Source organism: Paraburkholderia sp. GAS41 (assembly GCF_050436545.1).
Lineage (GTDB): Bacteria > Pseudomonadota > Gammaproteobacteria > Burkholderiales > Burkholderiaceae > Paraburkholderia.
Genome location: NZ_JBNDMK010000001.1, coordinates 490,010 through 514,847, shown reverse-complemented (window position 1 = coordinate 514,847; position 24,838 = coordinate 490,010). Strand labels below are relative to the sequence as shown.

Genomic DNA, 24,838 nt, shown 5'->3' with positions numbered 1-24,838 from the left:
TGAAGGTGGCTCGACGTCAGTGTCATAACCCGCGTGATCGAACGAGGCTGGTCCCTGATGGATCACTATGTTTTTTCTGCCGGTGTGCTGGTGCTCATTCTCGTCAGCGCAGCGCTGGGATCGTATGTCCGCGTACGCCTGGCCGATCACCATTTCTCGGAAGACTCGCTTGCCGCGATGCGCATTGCCGTGGGGCTGGTGGCGACGCTGTCGGCCCTGGTGCTCAGCCTGCTGATCTCGTCCGGCAAGTCCTCGCTCGACCTGGTCAACACCGCGCTCCAGCACAACAGCGTCGCCATGATCCAGCTGGACCGCAGCCTGTCCCAGTATGGTCCGGCGGCCGAGAGTCTGCGCGTCGACATCAAGAACGACTACGGCCACTGGATCTCCTTCCTGTTTTCCAGCAAGAGGGGCAAAACCGCCGAGGCAGAGTCGCGAGAAATCCTTCAGAACACCTACGATATCCAGGGGCGCATTTTTGCTTTACAGCCCCTCGATCCCTCGCAGGAAAAACTGCGCAGCCGTAGCATGGAACTGTGGGACGACATCTTTGCGGGCCGATGGCTCGCGCTCGAACATCGAAGAGGCTCGATACCCACGCCGCTCATTGCGATCCTCGTCGGCTGGCTGACGGTCATCTTCGGCATCTTTGGTTTTAGTGCGCCGAGAAACTGGAGCATGTGCGTCGTATTCGTTCTTTGCGCCGTGTCGGCTACGACTGCCGTGTATGTGGTTCTCGATCTCGACACGCCATTCCAGGGAATGGTCAACGCGTCGAAGACGCCCATGCTGGATGCGTTCAAGTTCATCGGACGATGACGACGACCCGCGCCACGCTCGCCGAACTCTGCCGCGCGGCCCTCTTCGCCCTCGGACGTGAGTTGGCGGCGTGGCGGGCGTCCAGCGCGCGTACGGCATTCGCGGCCGAAGCGGTGCTTTCGGTGGCGCTCTCGGTCGCGCTTGCCAATGCATTGGGTCTGTCGGACACGTGGTGGGCCGCCATCAGCGGCTTCGCGGTCATGCAGACGAGTTTTGCCGGCTCCGTGCAACGCGCCGCACATCGCATCATAGGCACGGTGGCGGGCGCGGCACTGGGAGCCCTCGCGGGCCCCTGGCTTGGCGACCGTCCATGGCTGTTCGTGCCTGCGTTAGGGGTGATCGGCGGTGTGGCGGTGTATCGCGCCAACGGCTCCAAATCGGCCTACGCCTGGATTCTGGGCGGCGTGACTGCCCTGATGGTGACGTACGAAGCGCACAAATTCGCTTCCTTCCGGGCCACCGCCCTGTTCGCGGGGCTCCGCGTGGCCGAGGTCGCGGTTGGCACGCTGGCTTGCGTGCTGGTGGCGAGCGCGTTTCATTTCGTGCCGAAGTGGTGGCGGTTTAACCGTGCGTTATCGGCGGATGCAACCGCTCATGCCACGAGTGTGTTGAGCGAATCTGGTGCGTCGGTGGCATCTGGTGCGTCTACTACTTCTGCCGCGTCTGGCAAATCCGGCGCGTCTGGTCCGTCTGGTCCGTCTGGTGCGTCGGATATTTCCAACCCCGCGGCTTTAACGCCACCGCTAGAATTCGTGCGCTCGACCCGCATGCTGCTCGGCTTGCAGGCGGCCCTGTCCATCACCCTGCTCGCGGCCCTGACTTACGTTCTGCATCTGCCCGGCTTCGCGCAAGCCATGGTCACGACGGTCGCCGTGCTGATCGTGCCGCTTGGGCCGAACGCAGACAGCACGCGGCAACCGGTCATGGAAAAGATGGTGCAGCGGGTGGCCGGCTGTCTGCTGGCCGGAGTGCTCGCCGTGGCGCTACTGCCCCTGATGCTGGGGCAGGCGCTGCTCTGCATGCTCGCGCTGGCCATGGGCGTCTGGGTGGGATGTCACGTGCAGACAGGACGCGAAGGCGCGAGCTACGTGGGCCGGCAATTCACCATCGCCTTCATCATGGTGTTCGTGCAGGATCATCATTGGTCGTCTGATCCGTTACCCGCGCTCATGCGGCTATCCGGCATTTTCATGGGCATTGTCGTGCTGGCAGGGGTGATGTTCGCGACCAGCAGACTGTCCCTTCCGTCCATGTCCCGGAATGCCGGCCGCTAACACTCGTTCGCACTTCGAAGGGTCCGCGAGATTCTCGCCGCGGTCCGTTTCATCCTGCCGCCCTGCGAGCCAGTCGCTATCTACAGCTTGCCCGAAGCCAGCTGCTGGTTGCGTTCAGCGAGAAACTGGATCAGACCGTCCACGCCGCTTTGCTGAACCTTCTCGCTGAACTGCTGCCGGTAAGTCTGGATCAGCCAGACGCCGAGCACGTTCAGGTCATACAGGCGCCAGCCCTGCGGCGTGCTGTACAGCCGGTAGTCGATTTCCGCCGGGTCGCCGTTCCGGGTGGCGATCGTGCGCACCACCACGTCCGTGTCGGTCGGTGCGATGTGCATCGGCGGATACTCGATCTGTTGATCCGGACGGAGCTGACCGATCGCACCCGAGTACGTATGGATCAACAGCATCTTGAACTGATCCACCAGTTGCTGCTGCTGCGCGGGCGTCGCCATGCGCCAGTCGCGTCCCATGGCAAGTGCCGTGGTGCGGCGAAAATCGGTGTACGGAACAATGTCCCGGTCCACGATATCCATGATGCGGGGAATATCGTCCGGCTGGATGGCTTTGTTGTGCACCTCGTCGAGTATCTGCTGGGTCGCGGTCTTGATCAGACGCTGCGGCTCCGTTTGATCGACTTGCGCGTACGCCGCACCGTTGAAGGAGAACAACGCAGCGCAAAACGTCAGATGAAAAAGCGTCTTCATGGGCAAATCCTGTTGAATGCGTTGGCGTGCTGCACTGCAAGTATCCTCCATCGCATCCAAAGACGCCGGGAAGCGCGCATTCCCGATCCGCCTGTCGTTTTCCCGCGCACGCTGTGCAACGTCTGACCCCATTCGCGCGGTCGCGGTGTATTCTAAAGACGCGCGCGGCAGCCTGACTGCCGCGTGCAGGAGACGATCGTGTACAGAGGGTTCCAGCGCCGATGGACAACAGATTTCAGGTCTTGTGGGACGATGGCGAACGTGTCTTCAGTCGGGGGCGCTTTGCTGGCACGGACAGTGAACACGACGTCCTGCTGGCACGACCCGCCGCCGAACATCCCCACCCCACGAGCCTTGACCGCCTCGCCCACGAGTTCGAGCTGAAGGACGAGCTCGACGGTGCATGGGCCGTGCGGCCCCTGAAGCTGCTGCGCGAAGGCGCGATGACCATGCTGGTGCTCGATGACCCCGGCGGTGAGCCGCTCGCGCACTTGCTCGGCGCGCCAATGGAAACAAACTATTTCCTGCGGCTCGCCGTTGGCATCGCCGCGGTGCTGGGTCAACTGCACCAGCGCGGTCTCGTGCATAAGGATCTCAAGCCCAGCCATATTCTGGTGAACTGCACCGACGGCCAGGCGCGCCTCACCGGATTCGGCCTTGCCTCGCGGCTGCCGCACGAGCGCCAGGCACCCGAGCCGCCCGAGACCATCGCCGGCACGCTGGCCTACATGGCGCCCGAGCAGACCGGCCGGATGAATCGCTCGATCGATTCACGCAGCGACCTCTACGCGTTCGGCGTCACGCTCTACCAGATGCTGACGGGCACGTTGCCGTTCACCGCTACCGACCCGATGGAATGGGTGCATTGCCATATCGCCAGAAAGGCGTTGCCGCCCAGCACGCGGGTAGAGAGCGTGCCTGCCGCAGTCTCCCGCATCGTCATGAAGCTGCTCGCCAAGACGGCCGAAGAGCGCTACCAGACGGCGGCCGGTGTCGAACATGATCTGCAGTCCTGTCTCACCGACTGGCAGCGTCAGAGCCGCGTCGACAGCTTCGTGCTGGGCGAACACGACACGCCCGACCGTCTGCTGATTCCCGAGAAACTGTACGGGCGCGAGCGCGAAGTCGACACCCTGGTTGCCGCGTTCGACCGGGTCGTCGCGAGCGGCACGCCGGAACTGGTGCTGGTCTCGGGCTACGCCGGCATCGGCAAATCGTCGGTCGTCAATGAAGTGCACAAGGTGCTGGTGCCCTCGCGCGGGCTCTTCGCGTCCGGCAAGTTCGACCAGTACAAGCGCGACATCCCGTATGCGACGCTGGCGCAGGCCTTTCAAAGCCTGGTGCGGCCACTGCTCGGCAAGCGCGACACGGAACTGGCGAGCTGGCGCGACGCCTTGCTGGAGGCGCTCGACGTCAACGCGGGGCTGATGACCGATCTCATTCCCGAACTGAAGCTGATCATCGGCGAACCGCCACCGGTCCCGGAACTCAAGCCACAACAGGCGCAACGGCGATTCATGCTGGTGTTCCGGCGTTTCATCAGCGTGTTTGCCCGCGCGGAACATCCGCTCGCGCTCTTTCTGGACGATCTGCAATGGCTCGACGTCGCGACGCTCGACCTGCTTGAAGATCTGCTGCGCGGCCCGGAGCTGCAATACCTGATGCTGGTCGGCGCCTATCGCGACAATGAAGTCGACGCCACGCATCCGCTGATGGGCAAGCTGCAGACGTTCAGGAACGCGGGCGTCAAGATCAACGAAATCACGCTCGCGCCGCTCGCCCGGCTACATGTCAGGCAGTTGATCGCGGAAGCGCTCCATTGCAAGCCGGCGCGCATCGAGACGCTGACTCTGCTGGTGCATGACAAGACTGCAGGTAATCCGTTCTTCGTGATCCAGTTTCTGCACGCCCTCGTCCAGCAGGATCTGCTCAGCTTCGATCATGACGCGGGCCAGTGGTGCTGGGATCCCGCTCGCATCCATGCCAAGGGCTACACCGACAATGTCGTGGACCTGATGGTTGGCAAGCTGAGCCGCTTGCCCGAAGAAACGCAGCGGGTGTTGCAGCAGCTCGCCTGTCTGGGCAACGTCGCCGGCATCGCGACCCTGTCGAGCGTTCTTGGACTGCCGCAGCCGCAGGTCCATGCGGCGCTGTGGGAGGCGGTTCGCCAGGAACTGGTCGAGCGGCTGAACGGTTCTTACCGCTTTACGCACGACCGGGTTCATGAAGCCGCCTATTCACTGATCCCGCTCGCCTCGCGCACCGAGGCCCATCTGCGCACCGGACGGCTGCTCGCCAGAGAGACGCCGCCGGGCAAGCGTGAAGAGGCGATCTTCGAGATCGTGGGTCAGCTCAATCGCGGCGCGGCCCTGATCACTGCGCGCGACGAGCGCGAGCAACTGGCTGCGTTCAACCTGCTCGCGGGGCAGCGGGCGCGCGCCTCGACCGCCTATGCCTCGGCGTTACCCTATCTCGTCGCCGGCGCCGAACTGCTGGGCGCGGATGGCTGGAAGCGCCGGCCCGACCTGATGTTCGCACTGGAGTTGAACCGGGCCGCCTGCGAATTCCTGACCGGCCGGTTGGCGGCCGCCGACGCGCGTCTCGCGTCGCTATCCAACTGGGCCACGACAACCGTCGAGCAGGCCAGCGTTGCCTGCCTGCATACGGATGTCTGCACGACCCTCGACCACAGCGACCGCGCGGTCGCGGTGTGTCTCGACTACCTGTGGCATGTCGGCATTGAATGGTCAGCGCATCCGGACGATGATGAGGTCCTCCGCGAGTACAGGCACATCGGCTCGCAACTGGCGAACCGGCTTATCGAGGCCCTGATCGATTTGCCGCTCATGAAGGATGCGGCGTCGCTCGCGACCGCCGAGGTACTGAGCAAGCTGTTCGCCCCGGCCTTGCAGACGGATGCCAACCTCGCCGCCCTGATGAGCTGCAAGGCGGTCAATCTGAGCCTCGAGCGGGGTAACTGCGATGCATCGTGTTTCGCTTACGTCATGCTCAGCAGAGTCGCCGGTCCGCGTTTCGGCGACTACCAGGTCGGCTTCCGTTTCGGCCAGCTTGGCTACGAACTCGTCGAGCAGCGCGGCCTGAAACGCTTCGAAGCCAACACCTATCTTTGCTTCGAGCTTTTTTCGCTGCGCTGGATGACCCACGTGCGCGCCGGCCGCGATCTGCTGCGCCGCGCCTTCGAGGCCGCGAACCGGACCGGCGAGCTGCTGTATGGGGCTTTCGCGTGCACCAATCTCTATTCGGACCTGCTCTTCGCGGGCGAGCCGCTGCCCGCGCTGCAGGCCGAGGCCGAATTCGGCCTCGCGTTCACCGGCAAGGTGGGGTTCGGTCTGGTGATCGATTTCATCACCACGCAACTTGCGCTGATCCGCATGCTGCGCGGCCTGACGCCGACCTTCGGCTGCTTTGACGATGCTCAGTTCAACGAACTGCGCATCGAAGCGCATCTGTCTAGCAACCCGGCGCTCGCGGTTCCCGCGTGTTACTACTGGATCCGCAAATTGCAGGCGCGCTATCTGGCCGGCGACTATGCCGCCGCCGTGGAGGCCGCCGCGAAAGCGCAGCGGCTGCTCTGGACCTCCTCGCTATTTATCGAGGAGGCCGAATATCACTTCTACGCTGCGCTGGCTCGGGCGGCGTGGTACGACGCCGACTTGCCCGACGGGCGCGCACAGCAGCTCGCCGGCGTGGCGGCACATCACCGGCAATTGCAGATCTGGGCGGAACATTGCCCAGAGAATTTCACGGACCGTACCGCGCTGGTAGGCGCCGAGATCGCCCGCCTTGAAGGCCGTGTCGACGATGCCGAGCAGCTCTACGAACAGGCGATCCGCGCGGCACAGGAAAACGGCTTTGTGCATAACGAGGCGCTCGCCAACGAACTCGCGTCGCGCTTTTATGCAGCGCGCGGTCTCGAGAAAATTGCCCGCGTCTATCTGAAAGATGCCCGCTACGGCTATCTGCGTTGGCGCGCCGACGGCAAGGTGCGGCAACTCGAGGAGCGGTACACCTACCTGCGCACGGATGAGCCGACACCGCTGCCCACCACAACGATCGCCACACCCGTCGAACATCTCGATCTCGCGACGGTGCTCAAGGTGTCGCAGGCGGCTTCGGGCGATATCGTGCTGGACAGGCTGATCGATATGATCATGCGGACGGCCATCGAACAGGCCGGCGCAGAACGCGGCCTGCTGATTCTGGCGGACGGTGCCGAGCCGCGGATCGCCGCAGAAGCGACGACCGGCGGCGACGCGACCCGGCTGCAGTTGCGCGATGTGCCGGTGAGCGCCGCGATGTTGCCGGAGTCGCTTCTCTACCATGTCCTGCGCACACGGGAAAGCGTCATTCTCGACGACGCCGCGGGCGACTCCGCGTTCGACTCCGACCCGTACATCAGTCAGCAGCGGGCCCGTTCCATCCTGTGCCTGCCCTTGATGAATCAGGCGAAGCTGACCGGCGCGCTGTACCTCGAAAACAATCTGACCGCCCGCGTGTTCAGCACGAGCCGGATTGCCGTGCTGAAGCTGGTCGCCTCACAGGCGGCGATCTCGCTGGAGAATGCGCGGCTCTACCGCGACCTTGCGGAACGCGAGGCGAAGGTGCGGCGTCTGGTCGACGCCAATATCATCGGCATCCTGGTCTGGAACGCCGCGGGTATCGTTCTCGAAGCCAATGACGCATTTCTTCGCATGGTGGGCTACGAGCGCGAAGATCTTTTTTCAGGCCGGGTCCGCTGGCGCGACCTGACGCCGCCCGAATGGCGGCAGAACAGCGAGCGGGCCCTCGCGGAAACCGCGCAGACCGGACGCGCCCGGCCCTATGAGAAGGAGTACTTCAGAAAAGATGGCAGCCGCGTGCCGGTCATTGTTGGCCTGGCCACTTTTGAAGCGAGCCGGAAGGAAGGCGTCGCGTTCGTACTCGATCTGACCGAGCGCAAGCGCGCGGAGGAGCAAGCCCGTCAGAGCGAACTGCGCTACCGCGAAGTGCAGGCGGAACTGGCGCACGCCAACCGCGTCGCGACAATGGGCCAGCTCGCGGCCTCGATTGCGCATGAGGTCAACCAGCCGATCGCCGCGACGGTGGCGAACGCGTGGGCCGCGCTACGCTGGCTGAGCGCCGAACCGCCTGAGCTCGACGAAATCCGCCTGGTACTCGGGCGGATCGTCAACGACGGCAGTCGCGCGGGCAGCGTGATCGGCCGGATTCGTGATCTCATCAGGAAGGCCCCACGCCGCAAGGAACCGGTGGACATGGGCGCGGCGATCCGCGAGGTGATCGAACTCACGCAAGGCGAAGCGATGAAGAGCGGCGCCTCGGTGCACACGCACCTGGCGGAAGGATTGCCATTCATCGAAGGAGACCGGGTGGAAATGCAGCAGGTTCTCCTGAACCTGGTCATCAATGCGCTCGAAGCGATGAGCAGCGTGAGCGACGGCGTACGGGAACTGCTCATCAGCACCGAGACCACCGACTCCGGTGACGTGCTCGTGAGCGTGCGCGATTCGGGACCGGGTTTTGCGCCGCAGGTCGACGAACGCGTTTTCACGCCCTTCTACACCACCAGGCCCACCGGCTTGGGAATGGGGCTGTCGATCTGCCGTTCGATCATCGACGCGCACGGCGGCCGGTTGTGGGCGAGCGCGAACCTGCCGCGCGGCGCGCTCGTTCAATTCACCGTGCCCGCCTACCCTGCCGTTTGATCGTGATCGCCGCGCCGCGCGAGAAACGTCCTGTGCGGCTGCAACCCACATCCCGCACACTCCAACCGCGCCATGGCCCCCCCATTGCACCGATTGGTTTTCCATGGAACACTGCAATTTATCCGCTGAGCCGGACACATGTCCGGTATATCGGACAGACAAACGCTGGATAACCCACGCAGACAACCTTGGAGGAAGACAATGAGTCATGCCTGGATTCTCGGGGGACCTCGCTCGCAGGCGCGACGTGGCTGGCTAAGAAGCGTGAGCGCGCTGGCGGCCGCTTCCGCCATCGGCTCGCTCGCGGCGGCGCGTCCGGCGCAGGCCGCGAGTCAACGTGCCGCGGCGGCAGCCGATACTGGCAAGCCGTTATTCGCGTACGTCGGCACTTACACGCCCAATGGCCTCGGCATCCATCGCTTCAAGCTCGATCGCGATAGCGGCAAGCTCGAAGCACTCGAACCGCAGCGGGGTATCGAGAATCCAAGCAGCCTCATCGTCGACCGGCAACAGCGCTTCCTGTTCGCCGTAAGCGAGGTGAAGAACTACAACGGCACGTCGAACGGTTCGATCAGCGCCTATGCGATCGAAAGCGGCACAGGTGCGTTGACGCTGGTCAACACGGTCAACTCGCAGGGCGCGGGTCCCGTCTATCTGAGCCTGCATCCCAACGGCCGTTTCCTGATGGTCGCCAACTACAACAGCGGCAGCGTCGCGGTGTTTCCGGTCGCGAACGACGGTACCCTCGGCGAGGCCTGTTCGGTTCAGCAACCGCAGGCACCGGCCGGTGCCCAGCATGCCGCGGAAGGCGTGCCCGGCAGCTTTGCCATCAGCGACCACGACGGCCCGCATGCCCATACCATCGTGCCCTCGCCCGACGGGCGATTCGCGATCTCGACCGACCTCGGTGTCGATCGAACCTATCTCTGGAAAGTCGACGAAGCGACGGGCGCGCTGTCACCGAACGACCCGCCGTTCGTCGCCGCCTCGGCAGGTGCCGGACCCCGGCACCTCGCGTTTCATCCGAATGGCCGCTATCTGTACGAGGTCACCGAAGAGGCGTCGACGCTCGTCTGCTATGCATACGACAGCGTGCACGGTGCATTGACGCAGTTGCAGTCGGTCTCGACATTGCCCGATGGCTACCAGGGCACGAGCTTCGCTTCGGAACTCGTGTTTTCACATGACGGTCGCTTCATCTATGTGGCGAACCGCCTGCACGACACGATCGTGCAGTTCAGCGTCGGCGCGAACGGCCATCTGCAACGGATAGGCGAAGTGCCGACCGGCGGCGACTATCCGCGCGTGATAAAATTCGATCCGTCGGGTCGCTTCATGTATTCGCTCAATCAACGCAGCGACCACATCGCGATCTTTGCCGTCGATAAGGCCAGTGGCAAGCTTCGGGCTACAGGTACGTATGTGGCGGTTGGGAGCCCTTCCGATATTGCTTTTGCGGAGGCGTAGGGGGCGGCAGATCTGGTTGGCACAACGAATGAGCTGCGGGCGCGCCTGAAACGGGCGCCTGCCGCTCGCTAGCGAACCCGCTTCTCATACGATGCCGCCATATAGCCACCGGAATCGGGCATAGGCTTGAGTCCCGCCCGGATAAAACCAGGCGACTCATAGTAAGCACATTGCTTCCGGTTGTCCGGATCGCAGTCGAGCCGCACAAAATGCCGGTTCAATGCGCTCACCTTGTCGGCACACCAATCGATGGCGAAACTGCCAGGCCCTCGACCGTTGAAACCGCTTCTCACGCAAATCCCATGCACATAGCCTGCAATCGGGTCTTGCGCTCCCCAGTACATTTCGTCGTCCCAATCGAGTGAAAACGGCCCCACGGGTATGCCATCCTGCTCGACCACATACACGTCTCTGCGAGAGAGACTGTTCAGTACCCACGTTTCGCTAAAGCCGTCTCCCTCTTTGCCCCACGCATGATCGCCGCGCGCCAGCATGTTCGCGTGCGCATCGTTGCGGATCCGTGCGAGCACCGGGACATCTTCTGCGCATGCCATGCGGACGCTTTTCGACGCCATCGCTCATCTCTCCATGGAAGCATCTTCGTGAAGAAAAACGGTTGACTCTTTGCAACGCCATAGCACGCTCAGCGCTAGCGATAGTTAACCAGGTTGATGATGTCGTTGAGGAACCAGGGCAAAATCAATTGCGTATTGGGATCGCTGACGCCGACGGTCAACCTCGGTGGCCTTGAAGTCGCGTCAGCAGGAATCGTGACGTTAGGCGTGTGCAGAATGTAGGTATCCGTGTCAGGCTGAGTGTTCGCGGGGCTGCCCGTCGAGCTGCAAGCGGTGGTGAGCAAGACGAGAACCGCGGCGAAGCAAAAGCGCTTCATGATGACGTAAGCTCCAGCAACGTTAATGCCACAGTATGGCTGATGCCAGACTCGTGTGCGTATCGGGCTGGAATAAGCAGAGCGCAAACAGCGCAGTCCACTACGATCCGCGTTCGGTGCGCGGCACGCTCATCATCACGAACCCCGCCACTTAATCGAAACCCACCCAACCGGAACGCAGCTTTCACCTCATATCTCGACCCGCGAACCCAGCTCGATGACCCGGTTGGCCGTCAGCTTGAAATAAGCCGCGATGTTGCCGATGTTGTGCACCATCACGCTGAACAGCCGTTCGCGCCACACCGGCATGCCCTTGCCTCCGGTCGCCACCACGGTGGCGTGACTGAGGAAGTAGGACACCCGCGCCGGATCGACCAGCAGGCCTTTGGGTTCGCAGTCGCGCAGCGCCTGCGGCAAGTTGGCCTCGTCCTTGAAGCCGTACGCCACCACGATGCTGTGGCAGTTGTGTCCCAGCGGCGTGATCACCACACGCTCCTCGCGCGGCACGTACGGTACATCCAGGTTGGTCACGTGCACGAACAGCGCACGCTCGTGCAGCACGTGGTTGTGCTCCAGGTTGTTAACGAGCGCATGCGGCACGGAGTTGATATCGATGTTCAGGAACACGGCGGTGCCGGGCACGCGTATCGTTTCCTTGGCAAACAGACAGTCCAGGTACTGGGCGAGCGGCAGTTCGCCCGCATGGGTGCGGGCCTCGTCGACCATCAACTCACGGCCACGGTGCCAGGTGGACATGACGATGAACATGATGGCGCCCAGCAGCAGCGGAAACCACCCGCCTTCCACGAACTTGAGCAGATTGGCCGAGAAGAACGTCAGGTCGATCACGAAGAAAAAGCCCGTGGCCAGCACGCACAGCCACCAGTTGTAGTGCCAGGCGTAGCGCACCACATAGAACGTGAGGAAGGTGGTGATCATCATGGTGCCCGTCACCGCGATACCGTAGGCCGATCCCAGCGCCGTCGACGAACCGAATCCCAGCACCGCCGCCACCACGGCGATCAGCAGCAGCCAGTTGATGGCGGGCACGTAGATCTGCCCGACCTCACGCTCCGAGGTATGGACTATGCCCATGCGCGGCATGAAACCCAGTTGCATGGCCTGCTTGGTCATGGAAAACGCGCCGCTGATGACCGCCTGCGATGCGATCACGGTCGCCACCGTCGCCAGTATGACCAGCGGGAACAGCGTCACCGAAGGGAACAGATGGAAGAAGGGACTGTCCACGGCCTTCGCATCCGACAGCAGGAGCGCCCCTTGACCCAGATAGTTGAGCGCCAGCGCGGGCAACACGAGAGCGAACCACGACAGGCGGATCGGCGGCGCGCCGAAGTGGCCCATGTCGGCATAGAGCGCCTCGGCGCCGGTCAGCGCGAGCACCACCGCACCGAGTGAGACAAAGGCCACCCAGCCATTGCGCAGCAGGAATGCGAGCCCGAGGAACGGGTCGAACGCCGCGAGGATAACCGGCGCGCGACCGATGTTTAGCAATCCTGACACTGCGATCACGCCGAACCACAACACCATCACGGGCCCGAATACCGCGCCGATGCCGGCCGTGCCGTGCCGCTGCACCAGAAACAGGGCAATCAGCACCACCAGCGTGATCGTCACCACGAAGGGCTTGAGCTGCGGCTCCGCCACTTGCAGTCCTTCCACCGCGCTGAGCACCGAGATGGCCGGTGTAATGACACCGTCGCCATAGAACAGGGCCGCGCCGAACACACCGGCGAGCAGCAACCCATTGCGCAGCCGCGGCCGATCCATCACCGAACTGGAGGCCAGCGCCAGCAGCGCCATGATGCCGCCCTCGCCGTGGTTGTGAGCGCGCATGATCAGCGTCACGTACTTCAGCGTCACGACGATCATCAGCGACCAGATGATGAGCGAGACCACTCCCAGCACGTTAGCGTGAGTGAGCGTCAGCCCGTGACTCGAGTCGAATACCGTACTCATCGTGTAAAGGGGGCTGGTGCCGATATCGCCGAACACGATACCGACAGCGGCTAACGCCAGCTTCGCCATCGACTTCTCGACGTGGCCCGCGTGGGCGCCCGTTTGCGGAACTGAAGACGCTTCCATGAATGCCTCCTTCTCAGTGGGTGAGGCGCTCCACCGGCGGACGGTGCGCCGGCCCGCTAGCGCCGGGCAACCCGTCTGGTCGCGCTGGATTGCCTGCCATGAGGAAATCCAGCGGCCAGCTTATTGATACAGCGTACAGGCTAAAGGGCACGTCTCCAAGCAACGCTTTGCGTAGCCAGCATGACTAACAAAACTAACAAAAAGCTGACCTATCGATACGGACAATGCATAGTAAGCTCACGTGGTTAGCAATCCGCCGCGCTGTCGCATACAGTGTTCGAGCGGGCCCGAACCGTGCTACTCACACGCACAGCGATGCTCGACATCATGGGCCGCGTTTGTTGCACCTGCGAGCACGCAGCGAAGTTTCTGCAACGCACGCCGTTAGCCGCCCGGCAGCCCCATCGTTCATATAAGTCCAAGAGGTGCACATGATGCAGAAGCGCGCAACATCGGACGTAGGCCGTCTCCTGAGTGTCCTGTTCGCAGCCCTCGCCGGCCTGTATCTGCTGATCGGCGGCGTGTGGCTGACAGCCATCGGCGGGTCGCCGTACTATGTCGTCACCGGTGCCGTCATGCTCGTGACAGCCGCGCTGCTGTACCGCCGCCGGGCGAGTGCACTCGGCCTCTACGCGTTACTGCTGCTGTGCACCATCGGATGGGCGGTGTGGGAAGCCGGCTTCGACTTCTGGGCATTGACGCCGCGACTCGATGTGCTGGTGGTCTTCGGCATCTGGCTGCTGCTACCGTTTGTCCACCGCACGCTCGATGCCCCCGTGAAACCGGCGGCACTGGCATTGGCCGGCACGCTGGTTCTCAGCGGCGTGGTGCTCGTGTATGCGTCCTTCAACGATCCGCAGGAAATCAACGGAATTCTGAGCGCGAGTGCGACACCTTCGGCGGCGCCGGGCGCGCCCCCGACTCAACCGGATGGCGATTGGCCAGCCTACGGCCGCACGCAGCACGGCACGCGTTACTCGCCGCTCAAACAGATCACCGCGGACAACGCGAAGAACCTGCAGGTCGCGTGGACATTTCAGACCGGCGACACGAAGCGTCCCACCGACCCGGTCGAGACGACCAATGAGGTGACGCCTATCAAGGTGGGCAATATGCTCTACCTGTGTTCGCCGCATCAGATCCTGTTCGCGCTGGATGCCGCGACAGGCAAGCTGGCGTGGAAATTCGACCCGGGCCTCGTCACCGATCCGAGCTTTCAGCACGTGACGTGTCGTGGCGTGTCGTATCACGACATGCGCGACACGCACGACGCAGCCGCGGCAAGCACCGGTGACACCGCCAACCCGCCTGCCTCGGGCGCCGCGGCCGCCCTTTGCGTGCGCCGCGTGTACCTGCCGGTCAACAACGGCCATCTGTTCGCCCTCGACGCGCAAACCGGACAACGCTGCGCGGCTTTCGGCAACCAGGGAGACCTCGATCTGCAGCACGGCCAGCCGGTGACCACGGCGGGTCAATATGAACCGACCTCGCCGCCGGTCATCACCGACAAGGTCATCGTCGTCGCGGGCGCGGTCACCGACAACTATTCGACCCGCGAGCCTTCCGGCGTGATCCGCGGTTTCGATGTCGATACCGGCAAGCTGCTCTGGGCCTTCGATCCGGGCAACAAGGATCCGAACGTGATTCCAGGCGAAGGGGAACACTACACCCTGAATTCGCCGAATTCATGGGCGCCCGCGGTCTACGACGCCAAGCTCGATATCGTCTACCTGCCGATGGGTGTCACCACGCCGGACATCTGGGGTGGCAACCGGACGCCGGAGGAGGAGCGCTACGCGAGCGGCTTGCTCGCGCTGCACGCCACGACCGGCAAGCTGGCGTGGTTCTATCAGACGGTGCATCACGATTTGTGGGACATGGACCTGCCCGCCCAGCCCACGCTGGCCGATATCACCGACAAAGCGGGCAACGAGGTGCCGGTGGTCTACGCGCCCGCCAAGACCGGCAACATCTTCGTCCTCGATCGCCGCACCGGCGCGCTGGTGGTCCCGGCGCCCGAAGAGCCGGTGCCACAAGGCGCGGCGCCAGGCGATCACGTGTCGCCCACCCAGCCGTTCTCCGAACTGACCTACCGGCCGGGCAAAAACCTCACGGGCGCCGATATGTGGGGTGCCACGATGTTCGATCAGATGGTGTGCCGGGTGATGTTTCACCGCCTGAACTATGACGGCACCTTCACGCCGCCGTCGGTGAATGGCACGCTGGTCTTCCCCGGCAATCTCGGCATGTTCGAGTGGGGCGGCATGGCGGTCGACACCGATCGGCAGATCGCGATCACCAATCCGATTGCGCTGCCGTTCGTCTCACGGCTGATGCCGCGCGGTCCAGGCAATCCCCTGCAACCCGCCGCCAGCGACGCAGGCGGCAGCGGCACCGAATCCGGCATTCAGCCGCAGTATGGCGCGCGTTTCGGCGTGACGCTCAACGCGTTTCTGTCGCCGCTTGGCTTGCCATGCAAGCAGCCGGCCTGGGGTTATGTCTCGGCCATCGATCTGAAGACCAATCAGATCGTCTGGAAGAAGCGCATCGGCACCGTGCGCGACAGCTCGCCGCTGCCGCTTCCGTTCAAGATGGGGATGCCCATGCTCGGCGGCCCGATGACCACTGCGGGCGAGGTGTTCTTTATCGGCGCCACCGCCGACAACTATATTCGCGCTTTCAGCACCAATACCGGCGAGCAGGTGTGGCAAGCCCGTCTACCCGCAGGCGGCCAGGCCACGCCAATGAGCTATGAAGTCAATGGCAAGCAGTACGTGGTCATTGCGGCGGGCGGGCATGGCTCGTTCGGCACGAAACTGGGCGATTACGTCATCGCCTACGCTTTGCCTGACGGGAATTGAGCCGCGTGCGCAAGCAGGCGGTGTGCGCGGTTGCGGTCTGGTTCGCGCTGGGCGGTGTCGCCCAGTGCGTCCACGCGCAAAGTTCGGTGACGCTGTATGGCCTGATCGATACCAGCATCGAAATCACCAACCCGGGTTCTTCATGGACACCCCGGGTGGATTCGGGCGCCTATCGTGGATCGCGGGTCGGCGTGCGTGGCTCGGAGCAGATCGGTTCGGACACGCACATCCTGTTCGATCTCGAGAACGGTTTCAACTCGGGCAACGGGGCGCTTGCGACGGCCGGCACTCTGTTCAACCGCCAGGCCTGGATCGGCGTGGGCGCGCCATGGGGCGAAGTGCGGCTCGGGCGCCAGTACTCGCCGATCTACATTCCATTCAAGGGCGATCTGGATGCCTTCGGCGCCGGCACCATCGCGTCCGGACTGAACAACCTGTCGAAGATCACGCCGTACACGAACAACGGCTTCGCGTATCTGTCGCCCGATCTGTACGGCTTCACGACGACCTTGATGGTTGCCTTGCCGCAAAGCGGCAACGGCAACGGTTTGTCCGGCGACTACGAAACCGTCGCCTATCGCAACGGGCCGTTCCACATGTCGTACGCGCATCAGCAGACCACGGGGACAACCGGGCTGCGCGCGAATCTTGGCGGCGTATCATACGAACTCGGCAAGACCACTGCGTTCGTGTCGTTCTTCAATGGCGATGGCGGCTCGCCGCGTTATCACGACGAAGGCATCGCCGTGTCGGCACGCTATGCGATTACCGCGCGCTTGCGTGCCTCGCTGGGATACACCTACCTGCAAGACCAGTCGGGTGGCGACAACAATGCCGACCAGTTCAGCGCCGCCTGCGAATACGACCTCTCGGCGCGGGTCATGCTGTACGCGAGCGCCGGCCTGCTGCGCAATCATGGCAGCGCCGAATTCACGCTGCGCGGCGTCGACGTGACAGGACTCGCGCCCGCTTATCCCGGTGCGCCCGTTCGCGGCGTGCAGTTTGGGATGATCGACCGGTTCTGAACACGATCGGTTCTGAACACCACACGAAGAGCGCGCGCTCAGTCGCCTTCGAGGTCTCGCATCGTGGCAAGCAGATCGCAGAGGCGATAGCCGATTTCCGAACTCAGATTGCGCATCAGCCTGGCGTCGAGGCCCGGCATCGTCGTGCCCAGATGGTCGAGTGCGCTCTGCGGTATCTCCAGCACGACGCTCGGCGTATCCGCCACCAGTTTCAGCAAACGCTGTCGCTCCAGCATCAACGGTATTTCGCCCAGCGCCATGCCCGCCCGATAGCTGGCAGTCCGTAACGCCTTGCCGTCTTTTTCCCAAAGGACGCTGAGGCGGCCTCGCGTCAGCAGCAGCAATCCACCGCGCGGGGCCTCGCGTCCGAGCACGATGTCGCCGGCAACCAGCGGCCTGCGCGTCGCGAGGCTGATCAGCAGCGCGCGCTCGGCATCGGTCAGCTCGCGGGTCAGCGGGAAGGCGGCAAGCTCGATTTCTTCGTCGCTATCCGGCGCGGCCAGCTTGTCGAGCAATTCGTCCTCCGCTTGCGATAGCGCGGCGTCCACGCTTTCGAAGACGCGTAACTCGGCTTCCGGTTTCGTCAGCCCCCATTCGACCAGGAACTTGCGACGGCGCCCCCCGGCGAGCAGCGGCGCAAGAAACAGACGCCGCCCGGATCTGACCAGCAGTTCGTCGAGCCGCTTCAGCATCAGGACCCCGCTGCTGTCGAAATGGCTGATGCGCTTCAGATCGAGCAACACCCAGTCGCTCGCGGACAACTCATCGCCCACCACGCGCTCCACCCGCTCCGCCGAGCCGAAGAAAAGCGGGCCGTCGAGTTCGACCACCGCGATCCGGCGACCATGCACGCCGAGCGCATCAAGCGCCGCACGCGATCGTTCCGTCCTCGAGCGAAGCTGCACCGCGTGCTGGATGCGCCGGATCATTTGCGCATTCGAGCGATAGATGAAGACGACCAATGCCGCGGCGAACCCCACTCCCAGCGCCACCAGCACACTGGTCAGGACGACCAGCACGGTTACCACGAACACCAGCGTGAGGTTGAGAAAGATCTCCCAGCGGGTCGAGGAATGGCCACCGTAACCCACGCCGATCAGCAGTTGATGGGTCCATTTGTCCATCGCCTCCGCGCTGGTCACGATCACGACACCCGCCATGACCGCGAGCGGAATCTGGCCCACCACCCGGTTCAATCCATACGACAGCGCGAGAAGCATGCACGCGTAAGCGAAATTGGCGAACCCGGTACGGCCGCCGCTCGCATGCACGATGCGGGTGAGGTTCGGCGAGCCGCCGCTGGGTGCGCCGCCAAACAGCGCCGACGCGATGTTGGAGGCGCCTTGCACGATCAGTTCGTGATTGCTGCGGTGGCGCGCGCCGAAAAGCTGTTCGGTGCTCGAAATGCTCAGCAGGGACTGGATCGACGACACGAGTGCGATCGTGACGCCGGTCGCGAGGATGACCGCCGCGTGACTGCTAAAAGCTGCGGAGGTGATGAAGTGGAAGATATCGGCGATGCGCAGGTTCAGCGGGATGCCGGGTGGCAAGGCGCCAATCGTGGCGCCCAGCGCCTCGTCGGGAAAGAGCCGCAAGCACAGCATCTGCAGCGCCGTGCCGGCAACGAGGCCGATCAGCGCCGCCGGCACAGGCCCGCTGCGCTGTTTCGCCAGCATGACGACGCCGCCGGACACGAATGCGAATCCTAACGCCCACCAGTTGACCGGCACCGTGCCGTTGAACGCCCGTAGCAGTTCTTCCGGACCGTCGATATTCAGCGCACGGGGAAGTTGATTCAGGATGATCTGGATCGCGAAGCCATTGATGAAACCTGCCAGCACCGGATACGGCACGAACTTGACCAGCAAGCCGAGGCGCGATGCGCCCAGAAGCGTCTGAACGACGCCCGAAACCAGCAGCGCGGTCGACGCCACCAGCACGAGCGCAGCGCCGCCGCCACTTCCCACGGCAAACGATGGGTCTGCCGCCACGCTCGCGATCAACCCCGACAAGATCGCGGCATGGGTGGTTTTCGGCGAGTTCAGGTGCAACGGCGCCCCACCGAATAGCGCCGTGACGATGGCCGCCACGACCGCCGCAACGAAGGCCGCCGATATGCCGGCCGTCACCCAGGCCGCCCCCATGCTTTCGTACAGCACGGCGCCGCAACTGAGGATGATAGGAACCACGGTCAACGCACCGGCGAGAGCACCGGTCACGTCGCGCATTGCCAATCCGAGACGCGCTGATTTCATATACGCCGAGCCTCTTTGCCCGATGAAGCCGTTTGCCTGCGACACGATCGTCATGAGGTCTCATGCCGCTTCGAGGATACCTCTCGTTCATCACCGCAAATCTGCTGCGGCAATGAAAAATTCTCTTGATGAACCCGTCAATGCAGCTAGTCAACCCAAGGTGAAGAGGGAAATGACGGACCAGGACGTTTCACGCGTGCAATCAATTTGACCAAACGTGGTATGTTCAAATGCACATTGCAGTGGGCCTGGTATGTCACACGAAGCCCACGCGCCAAAATCGACCACACCATAAAAAAATGCTCAAGACATTCGTCGCGCAATGCGACCAGCCGGAGGGCTTGCAGGACAACCGCCGTGAGGTTCGCAAAGCCGTTATCGCGGCGTCGCTCGCGACCGGCCTCGAAATGTTCGATTTCACCGTGTACGGATTCTTCGCGGTCATGATCGGGCAGCAGTTCTTCCCCGCACAAGATCCCTTGACCTCGTTGTTGCTGGCGGTCGGCACATTTGGCGTCGGCTTCTTCATGCGCCCGCTCGGGGCGATGCTGATCGGCGCTTATGCGGACCGCGTCGGACGCCGCGCAGCCATGGTGCGCGCCTGCTGGCTGATGGCGATCGGAACCGCCGCGCTCGCGCTCTGCCCGTCGTTTGCCGCCATAGGCGTGGCCGCGCCATTGATTCTCGTCGCCGGCCGCTCGTTGCAGGGATTTGCGGTGGGCGGCGACATCGGCGTCGCCGCGAGTTTCGTCATGGAGTCCGCGCCCGTCGCGCGGCGCGGCTTTCTGCTCGGCTGGCAGTTCACCAGCCAGGGCGCAGCCGCCCTGCTCGGCGCAAGCCTGGGGCTGCTACTGAGTCGCACGATGTCGCCGGACGCGCTCGCCGAGTGGGGCTGGCGCGTACCGTTTCTGGTCGGCCTGCTGATCGCGCCGTTGGGTTTGTACGTGCGGCAGAGCTTACGTGACGTGCCGCTTCCCGCCACGCGCGCCAGAGCGGCTCGCACGCCGCTCGCCGAGATGTTTCGCGCCCATGGCAAGACCATCGTACTGGCCATGCTGATGATGATGGGCCAGACCGTGCCAGTCTACGCGACGGTCTACTACATGCCGGGCTACATGACGCGCGTGAAGCACATGCCCGCGATGACCGGCTTTATGGTGTCCGCCTGTTCCGCGCTTCTGCTGACCTGCATCCCGCCGCTTGCCGGCCTGCTGGCCGACCGTATGCCACGTCGCAAACCGCTGGCGCTCTTCAGCTCGGGATGCATGACTTTGCTGGTCTATCCCGTGTTTCTCATGATGACGCATGCGCATGACGTGCTGCCCATTCTGGGTGGCGTCGGGTTGATCAGCCTGCTGCTCGCGCTCGGCGCGGGTGCCACGACGCTGCTGGTGCTGGAAGCGCTTCCTGTGCGGGTGCGCGCGAGCGGCACGGCGGTTTCGCATGCGCTCGACGTCGCGATATTCGGTGGAACGGCTCAATTCATCGTGACGGGATTGATCAAGTGGACCGGCAATCCGATGTCGGCGGCTTGGTATGTGACGCCCGCCTGTGCGGTGAGTTTTTGTGCGCTGCTGCTGTTCAAGGAACGGCCGTTCAAGCGGTAGGTGCTGGGCACTGCATGCTGCAGTTGCACGCCGGGCACTCGGCACTCATTGAACCCGCCCACGCGCGCGGACGCCGAACGCACTGCATCCGCAGTGCCATCGCACCGCTTCCACGCCCTCGTGTCTAAACCGCCCTGACGGCCATCGCCCGAAAATCCTGCGGCGCCATGCCAAACGCCCGGCGGAAAGCACGCGTGAAGTCCGAGGCGCTTTTAAAGCCGACGCCATAAGCAATATTCATCACCGCCAGATGCGGAAAGCGCGCGAGGTCGTCAGCCGCGCTTCTCAGGCGCAGATGCCGGATATACGTATTCAGCCCGCCCTCGTGTTCGAACAGCCGATACAGGCTGCGGCGCGGCACATGCAGTGCGTCGAGCACGGTTTCGGGAGACAGCGTTTCTTCGTGCAGATGAGCCTTGATATGGCGCCGCACCTGCCCGAACATGACGGCGCGGGCCGCTGCACGCGCGTTGCCGGTCAGTCCCGCTTCCTTGCCAAACGCAGCGGCGAGAAGCTGGGCGCCTGCACGGATGGCGCCGTCCGCTTCGGCGGTGCTCATGGAGGCGATATTGCGGGCGAGCGCTGAAATGTGCTCGATGATCAGACGTGCGAATGGCGTCGAGCCGTGCAGCGTACGACCGTGGATCGCCTCCGGATCGGGGAAGACTTCCTGCACGATTTCACCGGGGACGAAGAACGTCAGGACCCGGCATGCATTGCGCAGCATCCGTACCGGCTGGCCCATGTCCAGTGCCACGATACTTGCCACCGAAGCGGTGCTGTAACGCCGGTTGGTGGGCACCGCGATCTCTTCGATGCCGCCTTCCAGAAACACGTGAAAGACGAAATCGCGGATCGTGTCGACCGAGATCCGGGCCAGTGAACGTTCGAGCACCATCAGGTCCGAGCGGCAGTCCGTGAATACCAGTTTGCCAACCTGATAGCGGTCGATCGAGGCGTGGAACGGCTTGTCCAGTTCGGCGCGCGAGGGCAGCACGTCGATCACATGACCGACCCGTTCCCGCCAGGCCAGCAATTGCCGCTGCGGCGACTCCCCCAACACGCTGAAATGACTATGCGCGAAACCGGCGGGCAACGGACGGCCGAAATCGGCTGGGGTAGCACGGGCGTTCATGTGAAACGAGGCATCGCTGGGGTGGGGTCTGAGGCGACCGGGGCAGTCGCACCGGAAATTTAACCGAAAAATTCACTTTTCATGAACTTTTTCGTTCCCCGGTCTGAAAATCATTCAGAAACCGCGCACGCGTGCGCTCGTGACCACCGGCGCCTGTAAGGCATTGGACAGCATGGTGCGACCGCCAATGCCATAATGCGCACTCTCTCAGGTTCTGGCACGGCCCTCGGAATAGCCAGAATCATTAGCCGACCGTTAATCCGGTCGGCTTTTTTTATCGTGATTTGTTTTTGTGGGGGTTGGCCAACGGAGCCCCGCGCCCGTTCTGGCAACCGCCGCCATTCTCAGCGCCTTTTGCCGCCACGCTTGACCGTGCGTGCCAGTTCGCCAAAAAATTCTCCTTGCGCGCCTGCGCCCCCAGTCCCCTGCGGGTCCGCCGTAGGCCCGCCAGCACTGTCGCGCCATTGTTCGCCCGTCCCGGCAAATGAATTCGTCGCGCGGGCAATGATCCCGCGCAATCAATCCATTACAGTTCTTTCAGCCCCACCCTCACTGCATTTGCGGAGAACGTGCCGCACGTGCTCCGATAGATTTCCCTGAAAGGACTCAATCGTGACCAAGCTCACCGGCAAAGTAGCCGTCGTAACCGGCGCGTCGAAAGGTATCGGCGCGGCCATCGCCAAGGCGCTCGCCGCTGAAGGCGCATCGGTGGTCGTCAACTACGCTTCAAGCCAGGCTGGCGCCGACGCGGTAGTGGCTGCCATCACGCAGAACGGCGGCAACGCCATCGCCGTGCGCGGCGACGTTTCGCAGGCCGCCGACGCACAAGGCATCATCGACGCAGCCGTCGAAACGTACGGGCGCCTCGATATCCTCGTCAACAACTCGGGCGTCTACGAATTCGCACCGATCGAAGAAATCACCGAAGCGCATTTTCACCGCCACTTCAACATCAACGTGCTCGGGCTTCTGCTCACGACGCAAGCCGCCGTAAAGCACCTCGGCGAAGGCGCCAGCATCATCAATATCGGCTCGGTGGTGAGCCGCATCACCCCGCCGGGCAGCGCCGTGTACACCGGCACCAAGGGCGCTGTCGATGCCATTACCGGCGTGCTGGCACGTGAACTGGGACCGCGCAAGATTCGCGTCAACACGCTCAATCCGGGCATGGTGGAAACCGAAGGCACGACGGATGCCGGCATCATCGGCTCCGAGATGGCCGCCGACGTCGTCGGTCAAACGCCGCTCGGGCGTCTCGGCCGGCCCGAAGACATCGCGAAAGTCGCAGTGTTTCTCGCCTCGGACGACGCAGGCTGGGTGACGGGCGAGCAACTGTTGACGGGCGGCGGCGTACGCTAACGCCAGGCTGCGCGCCGGCAACGCGCCATTGGCGTACGCGGAAATCCAGAGACTCATAGAATCATGCCAGCGCGGGCTCCTCGATGGAGCCCGCTCCGAATGATCGACAAGTCAGAGGATTATTACGCCATGAGTTCCACCTCCCGCAAAACCTTCCTCATCACCGGCGTCAGCTCCGGCTTTGGCCGCGCTTTCGCCGAGGCCGCCTTGAACGATGGGCATAGCGTCATCGGCACGGTGCGCAATGAAGCCGCCGCGCAAGGGTTCGAAGCGCTTGCCGCGGGCCGCGCGCATGCCATCGTGCTCGATCTGACCGAGTTCGATGCGATCGCGCCGGCTATCGACAGGATGACGGACAAAGTGGGCCCGATCGATGTGCTCGTCAATAACGCGGGCTATGGCCACGAGGGCACGCTCGAAGAATCGCCGCTCGCGGATCTGCGCCGCCAGTTCGACATCAACGTCTTCGCCGCGGTGGCCACGATCAAGGCCGTGCTGCCCAGCATGCGCACGCGCCGCACGGGCCACATCATCAACATCACGTCGATGGGCGGCCTGATCACCTTGCCGGGCATTTCGTACTACTGCGGCAGCAAGTTCGCGCTTGAAGGCATTTCCGAGTCGCTCGCCAAGGAAGTCGCGGGTTTCGGCGTCAAGGTCACCGCTATCGCACCGGGCTCCTTCCGCACCGACTGGGCCGGCCGCTCGATGGTCCGTGCAGGCCGCAGCATCGCCGACTACGACACGCTGTTCGATCCGGTACGTGCGGCGCGCGAGGCAAAAAGCGGCAAACAGGCCGGCGACCCGGCCAAAGCGGCGCAAGTGCTGCTGAGGCTGGTCGAGGCCGCGGATCCGCCCGTCCACCTCGTGCTCGGCAACGACGCGCTCAAGCTGGTTCAGGACAAACTCGCGGCGCTAGGCGACGAAATCGCGGAGTGGGAGAGCGTCTCACGCTCGACGGACTTCGACTGACCTGCTGCGGTGACAGCCTGAGCAGACCGCCCGCACCGCCCGCACGTCCCGCAAGCGGGCTGCGGTGCCCTCGCCGCCGGTTTGCCGGCCTGCCCGTCGACAGGGCAGCGCCGCACACTTACCGGTAAACTGTCGTGTTTGGTTCGACGGTTCGGACGCGACGGGCAAGCGCCTCGCGTGAGCCGTCGCCCAGCTCACAACAGGATCAGGGAATGAAGCGAGTCGTCATCACAGCCGCGTTTGCGGTGTGCCTCGCGCAACCGGCCATGCAGGCGGCGGCGCAGACAGTCAGCGATCAATGTTTCGCGCTTGGCGATATTGCCGGGCAAGTCGCGTCGTGGCGCATGCACAAGAAGACGAAGGCCCAGGCGCTCGACCAGGCCGCCAAATACTACAAGGACGACTCCGACCGGCTGGCCGTCAACGCGATCATCGACAAGGTGTACAGCCCGCAAGGCCAGGCCATGACGCCCGACCAGGCCAGCATGCTCGCCACCGCCGACTGCGCCAACCAGCATACAGTCCCGCCGTCCGGGCAGTGACTGTGCTCCACCGCGGCGCTCCACCACGGCGGCGCCAGGCCGCGGCTGACGGTGCCGCTGCTGCCCTTAACCACAATCGGCTAAGATTGTCCTGTCAGCA

Annotated in this window: 16 protein-coding genes; 10 read left to right on the top strand and 6 right to left on the bottom strand. The window is 63.6% G+C overall.

The genetic code is table 11. The features are described from left to right. Positions 1–33 precede the first annotated feature (33 nt). A complete protein-coding gene (locus P3T43_RS02325; RefSeq protein WP_429279400.1) occupies positions 34–819 on the top strand; it encodes a hypothetical protein in 786 nt (261 codons plus the stop codon). Beyond that, positions 816–2,093: an FUSC family protein gene (locus tag P3T43_RS02320; RefSeq protein WP_429279399.1), complete on the top strand. Its 1,278-nt coding sequence runs from the start codon at positions 816–818 to the stop codon at positions 2,091–2,093. The genes P3T43_RS02325 and P3T43_RS02320 overlap by 4 nt, the downstream gene beginning before the upstream one ends. Positions 2,094–2,173: 80 nt before the next feature. Here P3T43_RS02320 and P3T43_RS02315 read toward each other — a convergent pair whose 3' ends face one another. Next, positions 2,174–2,797, bottom strand: a complete 624-nt coding sequence (locus P3T43_RS02315) for an MlaC/ttg2D family ABC transporter substrate-binding protein (protein WP_429279398.1) — start codon at positions 2,795–2,797, stop codon at positions 2,174–2,176. A 221-nt stretch (positions 2,798–3,018) separates the two neighbouring features. On the opposite strand from P3T43_RS02315, the gene P3T43_RS02310 reads away from it, so the two are divergent. Both P3T43_RS02310 and P3T43_RS02305 read left to right on the top strand, forming a co-directional pair. Further along, positions 3,019–8,520: a trifunctional serine/threonine-protein kinase/ATP-binding protein/sensor histidine kinase gene (locus P3T43_RS02310; RefSeq protein ID WP_429279397.1), complete on the top strand. Its 5,502-nt coding sequence runs from the start codon at positions 3,019–3,021 to the stop codon at positions 8,518–8,520. 201 nt (positions 8,521–8,721) lie between these two features. Further along, positions 8,722–9,987, top strand: a complete 1,266-nt coding sequence (locus tag P3T43_RS02305) for a lactonase family protein (protein ID WP_429279396.1) — start codon at positions 8,722–8,724, stop codon at positions 9,985–9,987. 68 nt (positions 9,988–10,055) lie between these two features. Here the strand turns inward: P3T43_RS02305 and P3T43_RS02300 are convergent, their stop codons facing one another. The 3 genes from P3T43_RS02300 to P3T43_RS02290 form a co-directional block, all read right to left on the bottom strand. Continuing rightward, positions 10,056–10,562: an N-acetyltransferase family protein gene (locus P3T43_RS02300; RefSeq protein WP_429279395.1), complete on the bottom strand. Its 507-nt coding sequence runs from the start codon at positions 10,560–10,562 to the stop codon at positions 10,056–10,058. 74 nt (positions 10,563–10,636) lie between these two features. After that, a complete protein-coding gene (locus tag P3T43_RS02295; RefSeq protein WP_429279394.1) occupies positions 10,637–10,879 on the bottom strand; it encodes a hypothetical protein in 243 nt (80 codons plus the stop codon). 189 nt (positions 10,880–11,068) lie between these two features. Next, on the bottom strand, positions 11,069–12,982 hold the full coding sequence (locus tag P3T43_RS02290) for a potassium transporter Kup (RefSeq protein ID WP_429279393.1): 1,914 nt from the start codon (positions 12,980–12,982) through the stop codon (positions 11,069–11,071). 431 nt (positions 12,983–13,413) lie between these two features. On the opposite strand from P3T43_RS02290, the gene P3T43_RS02285 reads away from it, so the two are divergent. Together P3T43_RS02285 and P3T43_RS02280 are read left to right on the top strand one after the other, a co-directional pair. Further along, positions 13,414–15,843 carry a glucose/quinate/shikimate family membrane-bound PQQ-dependent dehydrogenase gene (locus P3T43_RS02285; protein WP_429279392.1) on the top strand — a complete coding sequence of 810 codons (2,430 nt, stop codon included), beginning with the start codon at positions 13,414–13,416 and terminating at the stop codon, positions 15,841–15,843. 5 nt (positions 15,844–15,848) lie between these two features. Beyond that, the gene (locus tag P3T43_RS02280) at positions 15,849–16,868 is read left to right on the top strand and encodes a porin (protein WP_429279391.1); all 1,020 of its coding nucleotides are present in this window, start codon (positions 15,849–15,851) and stop codon (positions 16,866–16,868) included. Between the two features lie 38 nt (positions 16,869–16,906). Here the strand turns inward: P3T43_RS02280 and P3T43_RS02275 are convergent, their stop codons facing one another. Beyond that, positions 16,907–19,177, bottom strand: a complete 2,271-nt coding sequence (locus P3T43_RS02275) for a SulP family inorganic anion transporter (RefSeq protein WP_429279390.1) — start codon at positions 19,175–19,177, stop codon at positions 16,907–16,909. A gap of 245 nt (positions 19,178–19,422) precedes the next feature. Here P3T43_RS02275 and P3T43_RS02270 point away from each other — a divergent pair, with 245 nt between their 5' ends. Further along, complete coding sequence (locus P3T43_RS02270; protein WP_429279389.1) at positions 19,423–20,730, top strand: MFS transporter; 1,308 nt, start codon at positions 19,423–19,425, stop codon at positions 20,728–20,730. Between the two features lie 124 nt (positions 20,731–20,854). On the opposite strand, the gene P3T43_RS02265 is transcribed toward P3T43_RS02270, so the two are convergent. Further along, entirely contained in the window at positions 20,855–21,865 is a 1,011-nt protein-coding gene (locus tag P3T43_RS02265; RefSeq protein WP_429279388.1) for a helix-turn-helix domain-containing protein, read from the bottom strand. 612 nt (positions 21,866–22,477) lie between these two features. Here P3T43_RS02265 and P3T43_RS02260 point away from each other — a divergent pair. The 3 genes from P3T43_RS02260 to P3T43_RS02250 all read left to right on the top strand — a co-directional run bounded on the left by P3T43_RS02260 (position 22,478) and on the right by P3T43_RS02250 (position 24,738). Next, positions 22,478–23,224 (top strand): glucose 1-dehydrogenase, encoded by a 747-nt coding sequence (locus P3T43_RS02260; RefSeq protein WP_429279387.1) that lies wholly within the window; start codon positions 22,478–22,480, stop codon positions 23,222–23,224. Between the two features lie 129 nt (positions 23,225–23,353). Further along, a complete protein-coding gene (locus tag P3T43_RS02255) occupies positions 23,354–24,196 on the top strand; it encodes an oxidoreductase (RefSeq protein ID WP_429279386.1) in 843 nt (280 codons plus the stop codon). 212 nt (positions 24,197–24,408) lie between these two features. Then, complete coding sequence (locus P3T43_RS02250) at positions 24,409–24,738, top strand: hypothetical protein (protein WP_429279385.1); 330 nt, start codon at positions 24,409–24,411, stop codon at positions 24,736–24,738. Positions 24,739–24,838 lie beyond the last annotated feature (100 nt).

Bases quoted from the DNA above. Each gene is read 5' to 3' on its own strand.
- P3T43_RS02320 (WP_429279399.1), top strand. From the start codon at position 816: ATGACGACGACCCGCGCCACGCTCGCCGAACTCTGCCGCGCGGCCCTC.
- P3T43_RS02315 (WP_429279398.1), bottom strand. From the start codon at position 2,797: ATGAAGACGCTTTTTCATCTGACGTTTTGCGCTGCGTTGTTCTCCTTC.
- P3T43_RS02310 (WP_429279397.1), top strand. From the start codon at position 3,019: ATGGACAACAGATTTCAGGTCTTGTGGGACGATGGCGAACGTGTCTTC.
- P3T43_RS02305 (WP_429279396.1), top strand. From the start codon at position 8,722: ATGAGTCATGCCTGGATTCTCGGGGGACCTCGCTCGCAGGCGCGACGT.
- P3T43_RS02300 (WP_429279395.1), bottom strand. From the start codon at position 10,562: ATGGCGTCGAAAAGCGTCCGCATGGCATGCGCAGAAGATGTCCCGGTG.
- P3T43_RS02295 (WP_429279394.1), bottom strand. From the start codon at position 10,879: ATGAAGCGCTTTTGCTTCGCCGCGGTTCTCGTCTTGCTCACCACCGCT.
- P3T43_RS02290 (WP_429279393.1), bottom strand. From the start codon at position 12,982: ATGGAAGCGTCTTCAGTTCCGCAAACGGGCGCCCACGCGGGCCACGTC.
- P3T43_RS02285 (WP_429279392.1), top strand. From the start codon at position 13,414: ATGATGCAGAAGCGCGCAACATCGGACGTAGGCCGTCTCCTGAGTGTC.
- P3T43_RS02275 (WP_429279390.1), bottom strand. From the start codon at position 19,177: ATGACGATCGTGTCGCAGGCAAACGGCTTCATCGGGCAAAGAGGCTCG.
- P3T43_RS02270 (WP_429279389.1), top strand. From the start codon at position 19,423: ATGCTCAAGACATTCGTCGCGCAATGCGACCAGCCGGAGGGCTTGCAG.
- P3T43_RS02265 (WP_429279388.1), bottom strand. From the start codon at position 21,865: ATGAACGCCCGTGCTACCCCAGCCGATTTCGGCCGTCCGTTGCCCGCC.
- P3T43_RS02255 (WP_429279386.1), top strand. From the start codon at position 23,354: ATGAGTTCCACCTCCCGCAAAACCTTCCTCATCACCGGCGTCAGCTCC.
- P3T43_RS02250 (WP_429279385.1), top strand. From the start codon at position 24,409: ATGAAGCGAGTCGTCATCACAGCCGCGTTTGCGGTGTGCCTCGCGCAA.